Source organism: Aquimarina callyspongiae, assembly GCF_034322225.1.
Lineage (GTDB): Bacteria > Bacteroidota > Bacteroidia > Flavobacteriales > Flavobacteriaceae > Aquimarina.
Map to the genome: position 1 here is coordinate 798,779 of NZ_JAXLPA010000003.1, position 17,804 is coordinate 816,582.

Annotated in this window: 11 protein-coding genes; 6 read left to right on the top strand and 5 right to left on the bottom strand. The window is 32.8% G+C overall.

Annotated elements, in window-relative coordinates; all coding sequences use genetic code 11:
- Window positions 1–23 precede the first annotated feature (23 nt).
- The 5 genes from U0D62_RS15750 to U0D62_RS15770 all read left to right on the top strand — a co-directional run bounded on the left by U0D62_RS15750 (window position 24) and on the right by U0D62_RS15770 (window position 11,061).
- Window positions 24–686: a hypothetical protein gene (locus tag U0D62_RS15750; RefSeq protein WP_322288266.1), complete on the top strand. Its 663-nt coding sequence runs from the start codon at window positions 24–26 to the stop codon at window positions 684–686.
- A 467-nt stretch (window positions 687–1,153) separates the two neighbouring features.
- Window positions 1,154–4,531 carry a hypothetical protein gene (locus U0D62_RS15755; RefSeq protein ID WP_322288267.1) on the top strand — a complete coding sequence of 1,126 codons (3,378 nt, stop codon included), beginning with the start codon at window positions 1,154–1,156 and terminating at the stop codon, window positions 4,529–4,531.
- A 10-nt stretch (window positions 4,532–4,541) separates the two neighbouring features.
- Window positions 4,542–9,332 carry a DUF6443 domain-containing protein gene (locus U0D62_RS15760; RefSeq protein WP_322288268.1) on the top strand — a complete coding sequence of 1,597 codons (4,791 nt, stop codon included), beginning with the start codon at window positions 4,542–4,544 and terminating at the stop codon, window positions 9,330–9,332.
- Window positions 9,333–9,343: 11 nt separating this feature from the next.
- Window positions 9,344–9,868, top strand: a complete 525-nt coding sequence (locus U0D62_RS15765) for a hypothetical protein (RefSeq protein WP_322288269.1) — start codon at window positions 9,344–9,346, stop codon at window positions 9,866–9,868.
- 521 nt (window positions 9,869–10,389) lie between these two features.
- Window positions 10,390–11,061, top strand: a complete 672-nt coding sequence (locus U0D62_RS15770; RefSeq protein ID WP_322288270.1) for a helix-turn-helix domain-containing protein — start codon at window positions 10,390–10,392, stop codon at window positions 11,059–11,061.
- A 49-nt stretch (window positions 11,062–11,110) separates the two neighbouring features.
- On the opposite strand, the gene U0D62_RS15775 is transcribed toward U0D62_RS15770, so the two are convergent.
- Both U0D62_RS15775 and U0D62_RS15780 read right to left on the bottom strand, forming a co-directional pair.
- Window positions 11,111–11,872, bottom strand: coding sequence for a DUF6503 family protein (locus U0D62_RS15775; RefSeq protein WP_322288271.1), 762 nt, complete (start codon window positions 11,870–11,872; stop codon window positions 11,111–11,113).
- 5 nt (window positions 11,873–11,877) lie between these two features.
- Window positions 11,878–12,711, bottom strand: coding sequence for a VOC family protein (locus U0D62_RS15780; RefSeq protein ID WP_322288272.1), 834 nt, complete (start codon window positions 12,709–12,711; stop codon window positions 11,878–11,880).
- A 169-nt stretch (window positions 12,712–12,880) separates the two neighbouring features.
- Between U0D62_RS15780 and U0D62_RS15785 the strand changes: the two genes are divergently transcribed.
- Window positions 12,881–14,233 (top strand): DUF2268 domain-containing putative Zn-dependent protease, encoded by a 1,353-nt coding sequence (locus U0D62_RS15785; protein ID WP_322288273.1) that lies wholly within the window; start codon window positions 12,881–12,883, stop codon window positions 14,231–14,233.
- A 184-nt stretch (window positions 14,234–14,417) separates the two neighbouring features.
- Here U0D62_RS15785 and U0D62_RS15790 read toward each other — a convergent pair whose 3' ends face one another.
- From U0D62_RS15790 to U0D62_RS15800, 3 genes are all read right to left on the bottom strand, one after another.
- Window positions 14,418–14,558 (bottom strand): hypothetical protein, encoded by a 141-nt coding sequence (locus U0D62_RS15790; RefSeq protein ID WP_322288274.1) that lies wholly within the window; start codon window positions 14,556–14,558, stop codon window positions 14,418–14,420.
- Window positions 14,559–14,660: 102 nt separating this feature from the next.
- Window positions 14,661–15,545 (bottom strand): thiopeptide-type bacteriocin biosynthesis protein, encoded by an 885-nt coding sequence (locus tag U0D62_RS15795; RefSeq protein ID WP_322288275.1) that lies wholly within the window; start codon window positions 15,543–15,545, stop codon window positions 14,661–14,663.
- Complete coding sequence (locus U0D62_RS15800) at window positions 15,535–17,778, bottom strand: lantibiotic dehydratase family protein (RefSeq protein WP_322288276.1); 2,244 nt, start codon at window positions 17,776–17,778, stop codon at window positions 15,535–15,537. Before U0D62_RS15800 ends, U0D62_RS15795 begins: the two co-directional genes overlap by 11 nt.
- Window positions 17,779–17,804: the final 26 nt, after the last annotated feature.

The following is a 17,804-nucleotide window of genomic DNA, read 5'->3' on the forward strand; positions in this document are numbered from 1 at the left end:
AGGTTTAATTAATATAGTTTACTATGAAATGGAATATTTATCATACCCTACTATTAACAATTTATACGTTGTTTTTTAATTCTTGTCATAATATTGCTAAGAATAAAGTTATTGAAACGAAAAAAAGTAAATTAGAAAACAAAAATATTATTGATAATAATGTTAATTTCAATATTCAATCTAAAAAGTTGGAAGAAAATGAGCTTAAAGCTATTGAATTTTTAAAATCCAAAGAACTTATAGATGCCAAATATCCTAATGAAAAAGTAATTTCCTACGAATCAAGAACAAATAATTTTGTAGAATATTGCTTATTGAAATTGAACAATGATGACAGCTTTAGGAATAAGCATTCCAATGATCCTATTATAAATTTTTTATATATAAAGAAAGGAGTCGATTTAATCGATATGATTATATTATACACAATTGATAGTGATGATTTAGTTTTTTCGTTTGAAATTAATGGAATCTTTTTTTATCAATACTATGATTCATTAACAGGTTGGCATAAATATTATTCTTACTTGTTACAAAAAAGAAGCTTTTTGGAGACTAGAAGTTTAGATGAATCAGAGAAAATAGATCGTAGTTCAATAAAAACAAATAAGGAATTGACTTATCAAACTGATTTTAGTTCTGATAAAGAAAAATTTATTTTAACTCAAAAAACTAAGAAACAATAAGAAATTGTTGAGTCCAATTATATATTGCCTGTCCCTAGTTTTGAAGACTTAAGGACGTCAAAGATAGACAAATAAGAACATTAACAAATGATTAGAAATCCACAGCAGTAATGTTGTGGATTTTCTATTTTCTATAAGGCAGATCAAAAGCCCCCTCTCTTTATCCGTAATCCTGATAAAAAAATAAAATACTACCCATTTCGGGTGGGAGAATTTAATTACCGGTTATCTAATTTTGCCCGGGGACAAATTAAATTATGCTTGTTTACTTTAAGGAGTATTTAGAAAAAAAACAAGTCTTACTTTACTGTTTTACATAAGGTAATTTAAGAGTTTATTGTTACTGAAATATAATTCGTAAAGCCAGTAAAAGAATTTTCATAAAGTATACACATCATACGTACTATCCTCATTCCATTAAGCTTATAACCTCATATAAAACTTTGAATATTTAACAATTAAAGTACATGAAAAAAAACATTCTTTTAGTAATGATGCTCTCCATTGGGCTTCTGACACGAGGGCAGGATAACTCCTCAGGGAATAATCCATTTGGGATGCCTACTATTGTACCACCGTCACCAACTGTGGCTTCTTTAATGCAATTCGAAGAAGTTCCTGTCGAAAATTATACAGGACAACCCAGTATAGGAATCCCTCTATTTTCTAAAAACATACATCAGGGATTGAGTTTAGGGTTGTCATTACAATATAATACGCAAGGTATTAAGATAGATAGTCGATCAGGGTGGACTGGCACTGGATGGTCATTATTTGCTGGAGGTACTATATCAAGAACGGTTAGAGGGGCTCCTGATGAAAGTTTTATAAATAATCGATTAGGAGTATTACATAATCCTGATTTTTGGAATTATGATAACCTCAATGCTTTTGATAAATCTGATTTTACCTGGAATGCTATTGGAACGTCTGTATATAATTATGATACAGAATTAGATTTATATCAATTTAGTATCCTATCAGCTTCAGGAAGATTTGTAATTGTAAAGAACGGAAGTACACTTACCCCTAAATTATTGTCCAATGATCCTAATGTAAAGATTGAACTGGACTATGACACCTCTACCTTTGAGTTAAACAGTTTCATTGTAACCGATACTAAAGGATATAAGTATTATTTTGATACAGTAGAATATTCTGAAACCATTTCATTTAATGGTTCGGTTCCACAAGGAAGTAACAGTACAGGGATCATTTCTTCATCAGGCAGTAGTTATACTGTAAGATCAGCCTGGCATTTATCTAAGATTACAACTAGTAATGATCAGGAAATTGCAAGTCTCACCTACCAATCTTCTTTAGAAAACTATATCACCTCGTCATCCAGAACTTCTAATACTATTACGTCTTTAGGAAGTAATGCTACAGGTTTTTTAAACAATAGTTATAACCAATCTATCCTAAAACCTAAAAGGACATTATCATATTCTACAATACGATCCATTACTCAAAAGCTAGATAATATGGTATTTAGAGATGGTACTTCTATTACTTTTACTTTAGGAGGAAACCACCCTGAAACTGACGGAGAGATGCTTACCGATGTTGTTATCAAAGGATCTAACGGAGTAGAAAACAAGAGATATTCATTTACATATGAGCAAACAGATAGGCTTTGGTTGACCCAAGTTTCAGAACAACCCGTCACAGGAAAATCAAATGTATATAAACTCTCATATACTAATAAAAATAACTTAGCACCATTTGATTCAAAAAGTGATTCCTGGGGATATAACCATAGTGATACTTATTCTCCTGAAACGATCAAAACAGGGTTGTTATCACAAATTCAATATCCAACAGGAGGAGTAAAACAGTTTGTTTTTGAAGAGAATACTTATTCATTTAAGGGAGATGTAGAACTCACTGAAGAAGATTATCTGGAGAATCCATATAATGCGAATCAGGAACAGGTGTACACTAATACATTTAATGCTCCTTTGAATATTACTACTATAGCACGAAGACCTACAATCTCACTTACTCATGATCAAAGGGTTAGTATTACCTTATCCAATATTACCAATTTTGTGAACAACAATGATAAAGTTAAAGTCATTTTGTCCAAAAATAATGATCCTAACGATACAGGTGTGTTGTTAAGAAATGAAACTACTTACCTTAACTTAAGTGCGGGGGATTATTATTTATATCTAAAATATGTGCCTTTTGGGTTAACACCTGATCTTCCTGTTATTACCGGAAATATACGGATAGACTACCATTCTGCAAATCAAGGAACTCTTTTAGAATTTTTATTTGGTGGCGGTGTTCGAATTAAAGAAGTTATTTATAAAAACTACCCTGAAGATCCTATAGAAACTAGAAGATTCTCATATTCCTATTCAGATCCTATAAATCCAAATAAATCTACAGGAGTAGCAGATAGTAAAATTGGTAGTTTAGAAAACAGATATCATATCAATACCAAAAAATATTTATTTGGAGGAGTAGAAAATATTGCCGGATCATTCATTCCTAGAACAGTTCAATATGATGTCGTTACTAAAGGTACAATAGCACAACTATCCAAGGGAAGCTATATTGGATACAAAACCGTTACGGTTTCTGAAGAAAATAATGGATATTCACGTTTTACCTATACCACTGCTCAGGATTATCCGACACCAGCAACTGTTTTTGGTTATCCATTTCACCCTTCTCCAAACTTGGATTTTAAAAGAGGATTACTTATAAAGAGTGAAATTTATGATGCTGACAATAAAAAACTAAAAGAAGTAGAGAATACAAACTACAATTTTATAGAAAATACTATAGCTCCTTCGTATAAAGCTTATAGTAATGAAAATTGCGAATGGATACAATTTTATGACTCATATCAAGGATATGTAGATACTAATCCTTCCAAAAATATTCCTATGTGTGGTGCGTTAGGATCTTGCCTTGTTTTTTATTATAACTGTGGAGCGGGAGGACCTCATTATATAATAAAAGATAACCTAAAATCGGGTTGGGCACAACTAAAAGAATCTGTCACTAAGGACTATTTTTACGATGCTTCAGGAAATCAATCCGTAATTGAGAATAAAGAAACGTATGAGTACAATCCTATAAATTATCAACCTAAAAAGGTTACTAAAACTATAGTAGAAGGAGGTGTTACGGATACTTATACCAATGAGATGTTCTACGCCGTTGGAAATCCTGGTTATGCTTCAACCTTATTAGCATCTAAAAACATGATCAATGAACCATTGTTTATTAAACAAAATAAAAATGGAGAAATTATTGACCAGGTTAAAAAACAATATAAAGAATTTACGCCCGGTAATATAATAGCCCTGGAAAAAGTACAAGCAGGAGCCAAAAAAACAGAAAATACAACAACTCCTGAAGATGCTTTAGAAGACAGACTTATCTATCATAAATACGATAGTTATGGAAATCCACTAGAAGTTTCACAAGTTGATGGTACCCATATTGTATATATCTGGGGATATAATAAAACCTCTCCTATTGCACAAATAGAAAATGTCACTTATAATGAGGTAGATCAATGGTTACTTAATTCCTATGGTAAAAACATTGAAGATTTACAAACATTGTCTGATTTAGATAATGATACAGCTTCAGAAGATACCCTGAGAGTATGGCTTAATAATCTACGTCAAGCGGTTTATTCTCAAAAAGAAGGTACCCTGGTAATCACCTATACTTATGATCCATTAATAGGACTTACCAGCGTTACAGATCCCAGAGAAGAAACGATGTATTATACCTATGACAACTTTAACCGTCTGGAATATATCAAAGACGCACAGGGAAACATCTTAAGCAAAAACAAATACCACTACAAAAACTAATCCAGGAGTCATGCAAAACAATATATATACCCTTAGCAGGATGCTATGCCTGTTATGCCTGCTATTGAGCACTACCATCAGTAAAGCACAACAGCGAGAACTTATTGAATCAATAGAATCAGAAGATAGAGGAAAAGGATCAGGTGGAAGAACTGTACAAGTAAACATCACAGGACAAAACAATGTCAACCTTAATGATACTAACACCTATAGAGCCTCTGCTTCGGGTCTTGCCCTAAGCTCCGGAAGATGGCACGTACAAGGAGCTACCATAATAGATCAAAATACAACCACTGTTACCATCAAATGGACAAGTACCGGGAACAAATACATTGATTATGTAGGTTCTACAACAAGAGGTGGGTTGGCAGAAGGTTTTTATAGGGTAACGGTAAATGAAGTTGCCCCTGCTATGCCAACCAATCCTATCATTGCTTCTCAGGATTGTAACCAGGCTGTATTACAAAAAAACGGGAATACACCAAGTGGGGTTACCTGGTATTGGCAAGGAACCAATAACAATGGTACCAGTACATCCAACGCTAATACTACCTATTCTGCTACGACTTCAGGAAAGTATTACCTGAGAGCAAGGAGTAATAGCGGTACCTGGAGTATCAAATCAAGCTATATAGATGTTACTCTTGGTATTATAGGAGGAACAACCTGGTATGCTGATACGGATGGAGATGGATTAGGAGATCCTAACGCTACAAAAGTACAATGTACACAACCGCAAGGTTATGTAAGTAATGCTAATGATCAATGTCCTACTGAACATGGAGGAGGGACTGTAACTGGATGTCCGTGTGTAGAAGTTACCTGGTATGCTGATACTGATGGAGATGGATTAGGAGATCTTAATGATACTGTTGTACAATGTACACAACCATTAGGTTATGTAAGTAATAGTGATGATTCCTGCCCAACAACACACGGAGAAGGAAATGCAGATGGTTGCCCAAGTATTGAGTTAAGTAATGAAAATTATGTCTATACTATTGTGCCCCAAAAAGCAGTATCTGATATTGCAAACCTTACTAAAAATGAGGATGCCATTAAAAACATTACTTATTTTGATGGATTGGGTAGAGCAAAACAAGCTATTGCTATTAATCAAAGTAGTTCTGAAAAAGATATTGTAACCCATATTGAGTATGATGATTTAGGAAGGCAAAATAAAGAATACCTTCCTTATCCATCATTATCAAGTGGTGGTGGAATAAAAACAGGAACCAAAAATGCTACACAAGCGTATTATAAAACAGCTTATTCTCAAGATTTCCCAGGAATAACTGATATTAACCTGATCACTTCATATTCTGAAAAAGAATTTGATAATTCTCCTCTAAATAGAGTCACCAAACAAGCTGCTCCAGGCACCGATTGGCAATTAGGAAATGGACATGAGATAGAGTTTGAATATAATACTAACAGCCTCCAAGAAGTAAGAAAGTATGCTGTTACAACCGTTCTTACAGGAACAACTTATATCCCTTCTTTACAGGATAATGATACGCATTATGGAGTAGGGACATTATATAAAATGATTACCAAAGATGAAAATCATACGGATGCTAGTGGGAAATTACATACTACAGCGGAGTTTAAAAACAAACAAGGACAAGTAGTTTTAAAAAGAACCTATGCTAAAGTAAATAATATCGTTACCGATCATGATACCTATTATGTATATGATGATTATGGAAACCTTACCTATGTAATCCCTCCTAAGGTCAATACTGCCGATGGTATCTCTGATACTGAGCTTGCAGAACTATGTTACCAATATGTCTACGACAATAGAAATCGATTGGTAGAAAAGAAAATCCCGGGAAAAGGATGGGAATATATCGTATACGACAGGTTAGATAGACATATTTTAACACAAGATGCCGAACAAAGGGCCAAAAACAACAAAGAATGGTTGTTTACCAAGTACGATCAACTGGGAAGGGTTATCTATACAGGTATATATAAAGACAATAGAACCCGGACTGAAGTACAAACAAGTGCCAATGATTCTGATAAAACCAGCGAATCATACGTAGGAACTACAGAACCTAATACCTTGTTTTTTTATACCGATCATGCGTTCCCAACAGGTATCCCTTATTACGATGTTTATACCATTAACTACTATGACAAGTATGTATACTGGAATGCAGACGCCCGCAACCCGGCTACCAATAGTTTTGGAGTTGCTTTAACGGATAGGATAAAAGGACTTACTACTACCTCAAAAGTAAAAGTTTTAGGTACATCCGAAAGTTGGATTACTACCATTACAGGATATGACCAAAAAGCCCGTCCGGTATATGTATATAGTAAGAATGATTATTTGCAAACAACCACTATTACAGAAAGTAAATTAGATTTTGTGGGCAAGGTATTGAAAACAAAAACAAAGCATACAAAAAATGGAAACGCAGACATTGTAATCATAGATACCTTTACACATGACCACACAGGAAGGTTAGAAAAACAAAGCCAAAAAATAAATAACCAAGCTGAAGAAGTGATTTTTGAAAACACCTATGATGAGCTAGGACAATTACAAAACAAAGGTGTTGGAGGAAAAGTAGATCAAAACCGATTACAATCTGTAGATTATAAATACAATGTTCGAGGATGGCTAAAAGAAATCAATAACCCGGATGATCTGACCAACGACTTATTTGCTTTTGGCATCAATTATAATTCACCAACACATCAGGGTACGGCACTGTTTAATGGAAATATTGCAGAAACCAAATGGAAAACAGCTAGTGATAACTCTTTACGTTGGTATCGATATAGTTATGATGCGCTTAACAGGATAAAAAGTGGTATTGATAATTTAGATAGGTACAGTTTAAGTTCTATCGCTTATGATAAAAACGGGAACATCACATCTTTACAACGTAAAGGACATATCAATGAGCAAGCAACTCATTTTGGGTTAATGGATAACTTACAATATACCTATGTAGAAGAAGGAAACAAGCTAACCCGTGTACAAGAACTACCAGGAGGAAATACAACGTATGGGTTTAAAGATAGTGCGAACCTTACCACTGAATATACCTATGATCAAAATGGTAATATGACCAGCGATGCCAACAAAGGGGTTACAGGAATTACTTATAATCACCTGAATTTACCCAATAGCGTAAGTGTATCTAATATTACTACCTACGGAAACATTCAGTATATTTATGACGCCACCGGAACCAAATTAAAGAAAACGGTAACCCAGGGAAGTTCTGTGACAACAACAGAGTATGCAGGCAATTATATCTATAAAAATGGACAATTAGAGTTCTTAAACCATCCTGAAGGGTATATAGAACCTAATGGACTTGGTGGTTTTGAGTATGTATATCAATACACAGATCATTTAGGAAACATCCGCTTGTCATATTCAGATCGTGATGGAGATTACCAAAATATAGTCGCTTCCAGTTTTACAAATGATATGGAAGGATGGCTAAAAGGCGATGTAGAAACTGAAATAACTAATGGAAGACTTAAAGTAACTGTTAATGGACAATGGGAAGGAATACGACATGAATTATCAGACATTGCCGTACAACCTGGAGATCAATTTACGGTGCAGTGTACTTTTGATAAAGGGAACACAAATGCAAAAGTAAGACTGTATATAAGAGAAAGAGATAGCGATGGCAATCATCTATTATATACCGGATTAGATTATGACCTACAAACAGGTACCTACTCAATCCCATATACAGTACAAGCAGGAAACAAGATTTCACTCCATATAGATAAGGACGATACATATACCAATGAAACTACCTATTTTTATGTAGATGAAGTAAGCTTTTCTAAAGGAAACTTAACCATTCACCAAGAAAAGAACTACTATCCTTTTGGGTTACGTCATAAAGGGTATAATAATGCGATAAACGGAACAGAACACCCTTACGGATATAATGGAAAAGAAGAAAATAATGAAGTTGGTTTAGAGTGGCTGGATTATGGAGCCAGAAATTATGAAGCTAACCTGGGTAGGTGGATGAATGTTGATCCATTGGCGGAGAAGTATCACAGCATCTCTCCTTATGCCTATGTAGCCAATAATCTAATAAATGCGGTCGATCCTGATGGTAGAGATATTGTATATATAAATAAAAATGGTAAAGAAGCACATAGAATAAAATCTGATGAAGTATTTCAAACTCATATCCAGACTACTAATTATGCATCTGTAGATGATTTATCGAAGGGTTGGAAACAAGTTCCTATGCCTAATATTATTCAAACAAGAACTGCTACCGGAGAAGATGTATCGGATTCTAAATATCAAGAAAATGATTATTTCATAGCTGCAAGAACTGGCTATTTCAATCAAGGTAAAGAAAATGGCACGCTTAAACTTTACACCGAAGGTGGTAATAAAATTCCATCGGATGTTGTAAAGAGTTTACCTGATTTGGATCCCACATTGGTTAAGGCTATTGCAATCCAGGAAAGCCACGCAGGTGTGAAAAGTGATGATATATTAACCGCTAACAATCCAGGAGATTGGGGAGATGGAAAGCTTAAATCAGCCTATGGTATGAAAAAATCGGATGACTTAAATGCAACAAAATCTCTTTATTACGGCATAAGAATACTAGCGACTAAAGGGTTTAAAGGAGGGGTTACATATGATAAAAACACAGGAGTCTCAACATTTACTTTCAAAGGTTGGAGTAGTGCTACCCATAATTACAACGGTAATGGAGTAAAAAATTACAAAAGTAATGTTAAGACTATGGTAAATGAGTCCAAAAAACCCAAATCATCTAATTATTAAAGATAAAGATTATGAGAATGATAAAATATATCACACCACTGATCATCCTCTTGGGCTGTAACGATAAGAGTAAAAATATTAAGACTAAAAAAGATTTTGGCTCTTCTTTAGAAGAATTGGTGTTAAGTGAGGGTAAAATAGGTCAAACCTATTTTTTAAAAGAGCCAGTGGATAAAGGTGTACTGGAAAGAAAAATCACATATATAGGTGAAACTCAAAGCAGTTCAGCTCAATTTAAGATTTTATACAGCATAATTTATTCTGGATTGTATGATGATTCAAAGAGGGCAAACTCATCAATTATATTTTATTCAAAAGAGGGGAGGGAATTAGGGCAATTCTTTATTAGCGGTGTTTATAATAGTGTTCCTACAGTTGATGGAAGCAAGTTGTTGATTAGAAATGAAGTGAATAATTGTAATCAGATTACTAAAATTAACCTCAAGGATAGTATCCCTAATGAAATTTTCATTCATTGTAAAGAAGAAAATGAAAAAATGCTTGGAGATATTTATAGTTTTGAAAAGCGAAAATAAAAATCCTATCTACCTCTAGTCTCCGGTTAGTAGCTATAAAGTTGATAGTTTGGTCGACAAGAGTAAATAAACGGAAACAGTTACAGGCATATATGCCTGTAACTGTTTTTTGATTATGCGATAACTACTTTACATCACGTAAAAAGGCATTTTTGAAAACCCTTAATGCCCAATAGTGTGACTATTGCTAGTTTTCAAAACTAATAGTATCAAAGATTGGCAAGAAAGAATACTAAACAAATGATAAAAAATCCACAGCAGTAATGTTGTGGGTTTTTTGTTTTCTATAAGGTAAATCATAAAGATCCCTCTTCTCACCTGTAATCCTTGGGATTCAAAAAATAAAATACTACCCATTTCGGGTGGGGAAATAACACTTTTCAAGCTATACATTTGACTTTTGTAAAGAAAGCTTAGAGGTATCTATCTCATTTGCATATATAGCTATGTTGTGTTATACAGGATAATCGTATTTCTGGTATTTATAGCATAACTATTCATTAATGTAGTCAGTCAAAAAAATGAATACTATTACAATTTCATCTGGAAAAATTAAAGAGCTCTTTATTAGACAAAAAGAGCTTATACAACTTCTATCTTCCAGAATTATATCACTTAAAACTGCTCTTTTTTTTGTTTTACTATCTTGTATTCTTTATATCCTGGCTTTACTATTAAATCAGAAAGGTATCTGGCGATCCTATCCTTTGTGGTTAAGCGTACCTTTAACCTTCTATTGGATTTATCGTTCTGGGTTAAATCATTTTTATAAAATAAAAGATACACCGGTTATACCAGTGATAAAAAAACAAACTCAAGATCAAGCCAAAAAAAACAATAACACATTCTCAAAAGACAATCCAACGTACAAAAAGTTAGTGTCTTTAATGACAAAAAAGAAACTCTATAAAAATGCCGATATCAGTTTAGATATCATTGCAGAAAGGTTAGGTATTAGTCCAGGATATTTATCACAAGTCATCAATAAGGTTACTTATAAAAACTTTTCAGAATATATCAATGATTATCGAATCGAGGAGGTAAAAAGAATGCTCTTAGATTCAGAGTTCAGCAGATATACTATTTTATCAATCGGCTACGAGGCAGGTTTTAATTCTAAATCAGTGTTTTATACAGTCTTTAAAAAACAAACTGGCTTAACACCTAAACAATTTAAAGATCAAAATATTTAAACGATAAGAATACACGCTTAAACATTGGTCTTTTAATCTATTCCAAAAATTATTTTAAATCAAAAATTTCATAAAAATAATTAGCTCTTAGAAATTTTATATTTCTAAGACTATCGGTCATATAACTTTTTCTCTCAGCATTAAGCGATAAACCAGTTTGGTTTTCGTATTTAATATTTTTGATATAGCTATAAGTAGTACCATGATGAACCATATTACCAAGGAGTAAGTAGGTTTCAACATCAAAATAATACCACCAGGTATTCGCAGGAGAATCATCATCATTATAATACGAAGCTTGAATTACATGAGCTGTTTTGTCGTCAATATTTTCTTCCCCCAAATAATCTAATGTAACATCTGTATCAAGTAGTTTATACGGTTGCCAAATCACATAATTAGCTGCAATAATATTTTTACGATACTGTTGTTTTTGATTTGAGTTATTTTGAAGTACATTATCATATAAAACAGAGATCTGATTATCTTTAAAAATCACTTTTTTAGAAATAGAATCTTCAATCCATTGCATTTCTGCAGAGAAAACTGGTTGAAATGTATTGGTATGTTTTTGAATAATCTTCTTCTCTATATTACCAACACTATCATACAGAATAGTCGTTTTTTTATATGAGAGTTCTGTAGCCTGTTGCCACTTCTCTACTCCTCCGTGAGCTTGTAATGAGTTTTCAATTATCTCATAGGCTCTGTTCTTTTCTTGACAGGAGGTTAAGGATAAAAGTGCTGCACAAAATATAAAGGCATAATTTCTTCCTATTAATAATAAATGTTCATTGTACTTATCTAACATATATTTTATTTAATCATATTTACCTTGTACGGGAAATTAGAAAAATAATATTCTTTCTTATTATTTCCGATAATAGTGGCTTCCGTTTTAAACACATCAAACTTCTTAGGAGTATCTGTAGTCTCGCCCCAAATCCTTTTTGGAAGACACAATAATAACCCGTTTTCATCCCCCATTGACCACCAAAAACTACTTCCTTTAGGATACTCATCAAGATTTAAATTTTTATGTAAACCTTTTGCTTCTTCCTGTTGATCGTCTACCACAAAACCTATTTCGCTAATATTTAAAATATCATCTGAGGTAAATGCTCCTTCTCTTCGATTTTTCATATTGTGTCTGGCTATATACTCCAGCACATTTCCTGCGGGATCCCAAAAAAATACAGAGTGAGCATTCCAGTTTCTAAAATGTCGCACATCATTTGGATAATTAGGATCTCTCAACCTTTTGGGGGTAAGTATCAGTTCTGATCGTTCTAGCTGCCAAGCTCTTGCTTTTAGTATTTTATTTTCTGGAATGTTAAAAGCAAAGTGATACCAAGGGTTTCCTAAATCCTGATTAGTTTTTGTAAACGTCAATGTAGATTTTCCTGCAATAAACGTGATTTCCTTATCTCTTTTTTCTGTTAATATATTTAACCCAAGCTTATTTACATAAAACTCTTTCATCTCTTGCAAAGAAGTACTGGTTAGAAGATGTATATTTTTTATTAAATCAAATTGAGAAGAGGAATTCTTTTTATCAGGATTATTTGCAAAGCAAGTTTCGGGATGTAGTGTCATCAATAACATCCCAAATGAAGCGTTTTTTACAAATTTTCTTCGCGTAATATCCACTTTTTAAAGCTATAAGCTGAAAATTACGACAAAATCAATTGAAATCCCACAATGTTAACAATTCTAATCTCTAGTTAAAGAAAACACATTACATCCTTTAAAAATGTAACAATCTCAATTAAAACAAATCTTTAAAAAGAATATATTTATCATCGTCAATCATCTTACTATGAAAAAATTCCAGGTATTTCTGCTTTTTACACTGTTTTGCCATGTTCTTTTTGGTCAAAAATCTTCTTCTATTGAAGTTGGTAAAGTCTATGATAGTATTCCTATGCAAGAGGCAATGTTATCGTATAAACTTCATCTAAAAAAAGGAGAGATCTATGAATTCAATATACAGCAAAATGCAGTAGACGTTGTAGTTTTTTTAGAAGATGCGCAACAAACAGAACTCATAAAACATGATAGTCCTACAGGCAAAAACGGAAAAGAAAAATTTGAGTTTGCTACTGACAAAACAAGCTCTTATCTTTTAAAAATAAAACCTTTTGACGTAACTGAAACTGATAGTCATAGCAATATTTCTATATATATCAGGCAATTCTCTAAAGCAGAACTTAAGAAAAGAGAAAAGATCAGATTAGAACTCGCCCCAGAAAATGCTAAAAATGTACAAACTCTTGATATTGATCATTTCTGGAAAGCATTTGATGCATTAAAAAACTGCAAAACCCAAAAAGATAGCATCAGTACGTTCCAGCGCATATATATCGATAGAGCTACTGATGGGTTTAAAGAATTTATACGCGTTCGACCAGCATTGACAGCAGAAAATTATGTAAAAGCTGTGGGGTCATTTCCCAAGTTTTATAACTCGATCAGACAACAAACATATAAGGTTAAAGAAGCGGAGCCTCTAATCCAGGAAGTATTTCAGAATTTTAAAAAATTATATCCCAATTTTAAGCCTTTTAAGGTTTGCTTTGCGATAGGTATTTTACGTACTGGCGGGACTATCAGTAACGAGTTTGTTTTGATTGGTAGTGAAATGAGTACCTCAACAATAGAAACAGATTTATCAGAATTTTCTGAACCTCCCTACAGCAATTTACTTCCGTTTCTGTCGTATGAAGGAGATGTTGTTCAAAAGCTTAAAAATATTGTCGCACATGAATGCGTACATAGTCAGCAAATATTTGAGTCTAATCCTGATGCTATACAATGTACACTTCTTAAGCAAACCATGCAGGAAGGGTTCTGTGATTTTATTGGAGAATTATTGGTAGGTGAAAACATTAATCAGGAGCTTCATGAATATGGAAATACACACGAAAAAGAATTATGGAAAGAATTTAAATCGCAGTTATGCTCTAATGAGTTCAGGAAATGGATGTATAATTATAGTACCGCAAAAGAAAAGCCTGCTGATCTGGGATACTATATAGGTTATAAAATTGCCGAATCTTATTATAACAACGCTAAAAGTAAAGAACAAGCTATTATAGATATTATTGAGCTCACAGATCCTATAGAATTTCTACAACAAAGCGGTTATGATCAAAAATTCAGGAAAGAATAGTGTCCGTTATTGAATAATGAGACTACCTAAAAAGTATTGATATTTAGGTTTTGTCAGTCTGAGCCTGTCGAAGACAAATTAAAATCAAGGTGTTAAAAACTTCGACAGGCTCAGTTTGACATATGTAATTGCCTTTTTAGGCAGTCTCGTTATCTATTATCTTTTTTTATTACTAAAAACTTAGCTACTTTTTTATCAAGATAGAATGATGCGTTCCATATCTGATTTCTCTGGTTTTAGCTTCAATATAACAAAGCCAATCTTGTACGTTTTTTGTTTTACGTTTTGGTATATACGTACTCTGTAATTGTAATGTTGTTTGCATGACTTACTTGTTTTGTTTCCTTCTCATATAAATCAAACAGCATGCCAAAATCGTAATACATTAAAAATCAATAAGTTAAAAACATATTTCAATAAAGATGTTTTATGCTTTTTTGAATTTACGGATACCCCACGCTACTTTGTAAGTTCTGTACAGCAAATCATAAATTACCATTTCATGTACTCGGTTTTTAGATCTAAATAATCTATTCATCAACATATGGATATAACTACTCATAAGATCATCTAACGTTTTGTTATCAGTTTTAGATAAGATATCCTGAGTCAAAGATTTACAATTTTCACTTTTTTCTTCAAGAATATCAATCATAGGAGCATAATCAGGATTATTAGAGGCACTAAAAGTCATAAAGGCTTTGATTTTATCATGTTGATCTTTGAATTTTTTATCTAATTGTTTTTTGAGGTTTTTATCCATCCCAAATTCTGCTCCAAATCCAATTTTAAGTCTTTCTAACAATCTTAACTTATTATCTTCATCATATCCAAAATCGTTAAGCAAGGTATCAATAGCTCGTATACCGAATAACCATCTAAGTTCTTCTCCTTCATCTCCATCAGTCATATCAAGAAAACTAACAATCATGCTACTTTCATAAAAAAACAAAGCTTCTGATTGCGTCATTGTGGTCGATCCGTACCGTTCAAGTTCTCTTTGATATGTATCAATTTGTATTTTATAAATTAAATCGTCGTCACTATAACTTTGTAAAGATTTATAGAATGCATTTATGATATCTCCTACTTTTTCAGGTTGGTTATAATGAAAACGAACTCTGATATGATGTTTTGGATCTGCATATCGTATAAAAAACCATTGATCAATAACTTTGTTTTGTAACAAATGTTCAGCAATTGGCTTTATAACTTCTGTAAGTACAACATCAGATGTTTTGGGACCCGTATATATTTTATAATACAACCATTCTCCACCAACGATAAAAGATCTTTGAATGTTATTTGCCATTTGCCGTTGTTCTTTTTAGTTTTTTCGCATTATAAAATGATAAAACAACTTGATTGGTATGTGTTTCATCGTTGTTTTTCACGATTCCCTCTTCAGTATGTAAAAACTCCTTAAGAGTACAGGAGGTTCTCTTTTTTACCGTTGACAGAAACATTTTTATCGATGTACTATTATCTGTATTTATCAGTAGTTCATTATCTCCTTCTATTAAAAGAACATATTTAGGTATTTTTCGTTTCTCTTTAATTTTTTGCATTTCTTGTAATAGCAAATCTTCATCATCAAAATACTGTAGCAACTGTTTAATTTCTTTTTCAGAAATATTCCAGGTAGCTTTTGATAATACCACTCCTCTATATTCTACTCTAGGCAAAAATTTATACTCATTTACCAGAGGACCCCAATTAAACCCTACACCTCCTCGTTGTCCTTGAGTTTGCATATTGGCCAAAAACTCATAAATGGGAAGTGCTCCGCTTGAAAAGTTATGTGCATTGGTTAAATGAGGTATCACTTCTTTCTTATGTTTCTTAGATATCAGTTTTACTTTACCTAAAGGTCGGGCTGATAAAACCAGATCATCTAAACTAAGTTGATTTTCTGGGTTTAAAATTGATTTTGCCAGATACGGAATTTCATATTCTCTTAATGCTGGACGCATCAATATGTTGCCCGCACGAGATTCTGGAAGATGAACGATCTCTGCTAGAATCTTATTGGGATTCATCTGTTTTTCAAGATCAATCATCTCTTGAGTGTATTTAAAAATATCGGGGTCACTATGACAAAATCTTCCCAGGAGATTTGCAGCACTAGAACCTCCAATATTTGACATCACTATTTTTTCCTGATCATCAATGGTTACTAATTCTACCATAGTAGAAATCGTATCGGGCAAATCTTCCCAATTTTCAGAGAACTGATCAAAATCATCATCTTTTATTTCAATTACACTTGATTGTTCTTCTATAGATTTCAGCAATTTTTTATGAAGTATCGCATGAATTGGTGACCAATGAATCGTATCTATATCCGTATCCTGTTTTTTAATAGGAAGTATAACATCATCTATAATCTTGCTAACGTCTCCAGAGTCCTGTCCTTGTTTAAATCCAACTCCAAGTTCTACATCAAGAGCCATGGATAATGGCACCTCTCTATCTTCATATCGTTCATAAAATCCATTTCTAAATCTATGCACTAATGTTTCCTTAGGAGAGAAAGTGATTTTATTAAGAAGTGTTATTGCTTTTCTTACTTTATGAAGTATTTCTTTATCAATTGTATTTGTTTCGGGATTGATCGACATATCTGTCTGAAACATATATTTTAACTCAAATCCTGTTCCTAACTTTTCTAATGCTTCACTTAAAGCAATATAATCTTTTGACGAATTTCCTATTTTATTGTCTATGCTATCCAGAGTTTCTTTTGCATTTTCTAATGTAGAAATAATGGATTCTGTATTTTTCAATTTTCTTAATACCGGAATAATCTGTTCTAAAAATTCAGGTCCTGAAACTGAAGGTTCTAATTCACTAATCAGTAATTGACTATCAACTAATTCGTCTATAAATCCTCTAGCATCTTCAATAGTGATTTCATCATCCACCAATACCTCTGCAAGATCCAGTAATAAAGCTCCTTTTTTTGCCTTTTCAATTACCTTTTGCAAATATTCAGAGTTTTCTACTGCAATAATATGATGAACTCTTCTACTGTTTACATAAGTATATTCTACATACCTAAGTTGATGACCGGCTTTGTAGATACTTGTATTAGGGTAAAAAAGTAGTTGTTCTCTTATTGAAGAGTCTTTGACAATATCCTGAGATAAAGCAACCAGATAATTCATATCTAATCGTGTGTGCCTCTTGTTTTGTGATTTATGTTTAAGTGCTATCGAAGTCTCATCGGAAAACTCACCCACAGCAGTTCCGGCAAACAATCCAAACGGAGTACATCTAGAAGACATACGACTTATATATTTAAGAACAGAGTGCAACATCCTATCGGATTTGTTACTGTCTTTGATATCTCCAGACAACCATTTTTCAAACTCACTATATAAAGACGGAGAAGCGAGAAAAATAGCTTCTTTGATTATATCATCGTTGCATATTTGTTTTAATTCTTCTTCGTTTATAGAATCATTCTGGGTTAATTTTTTATAAAATGAAAATGAAAATAATGATGTACGCAGAACATATTTAGAAAAATTTTTATACGTCATAATGCTATTGAGCTCTATTTTATTTG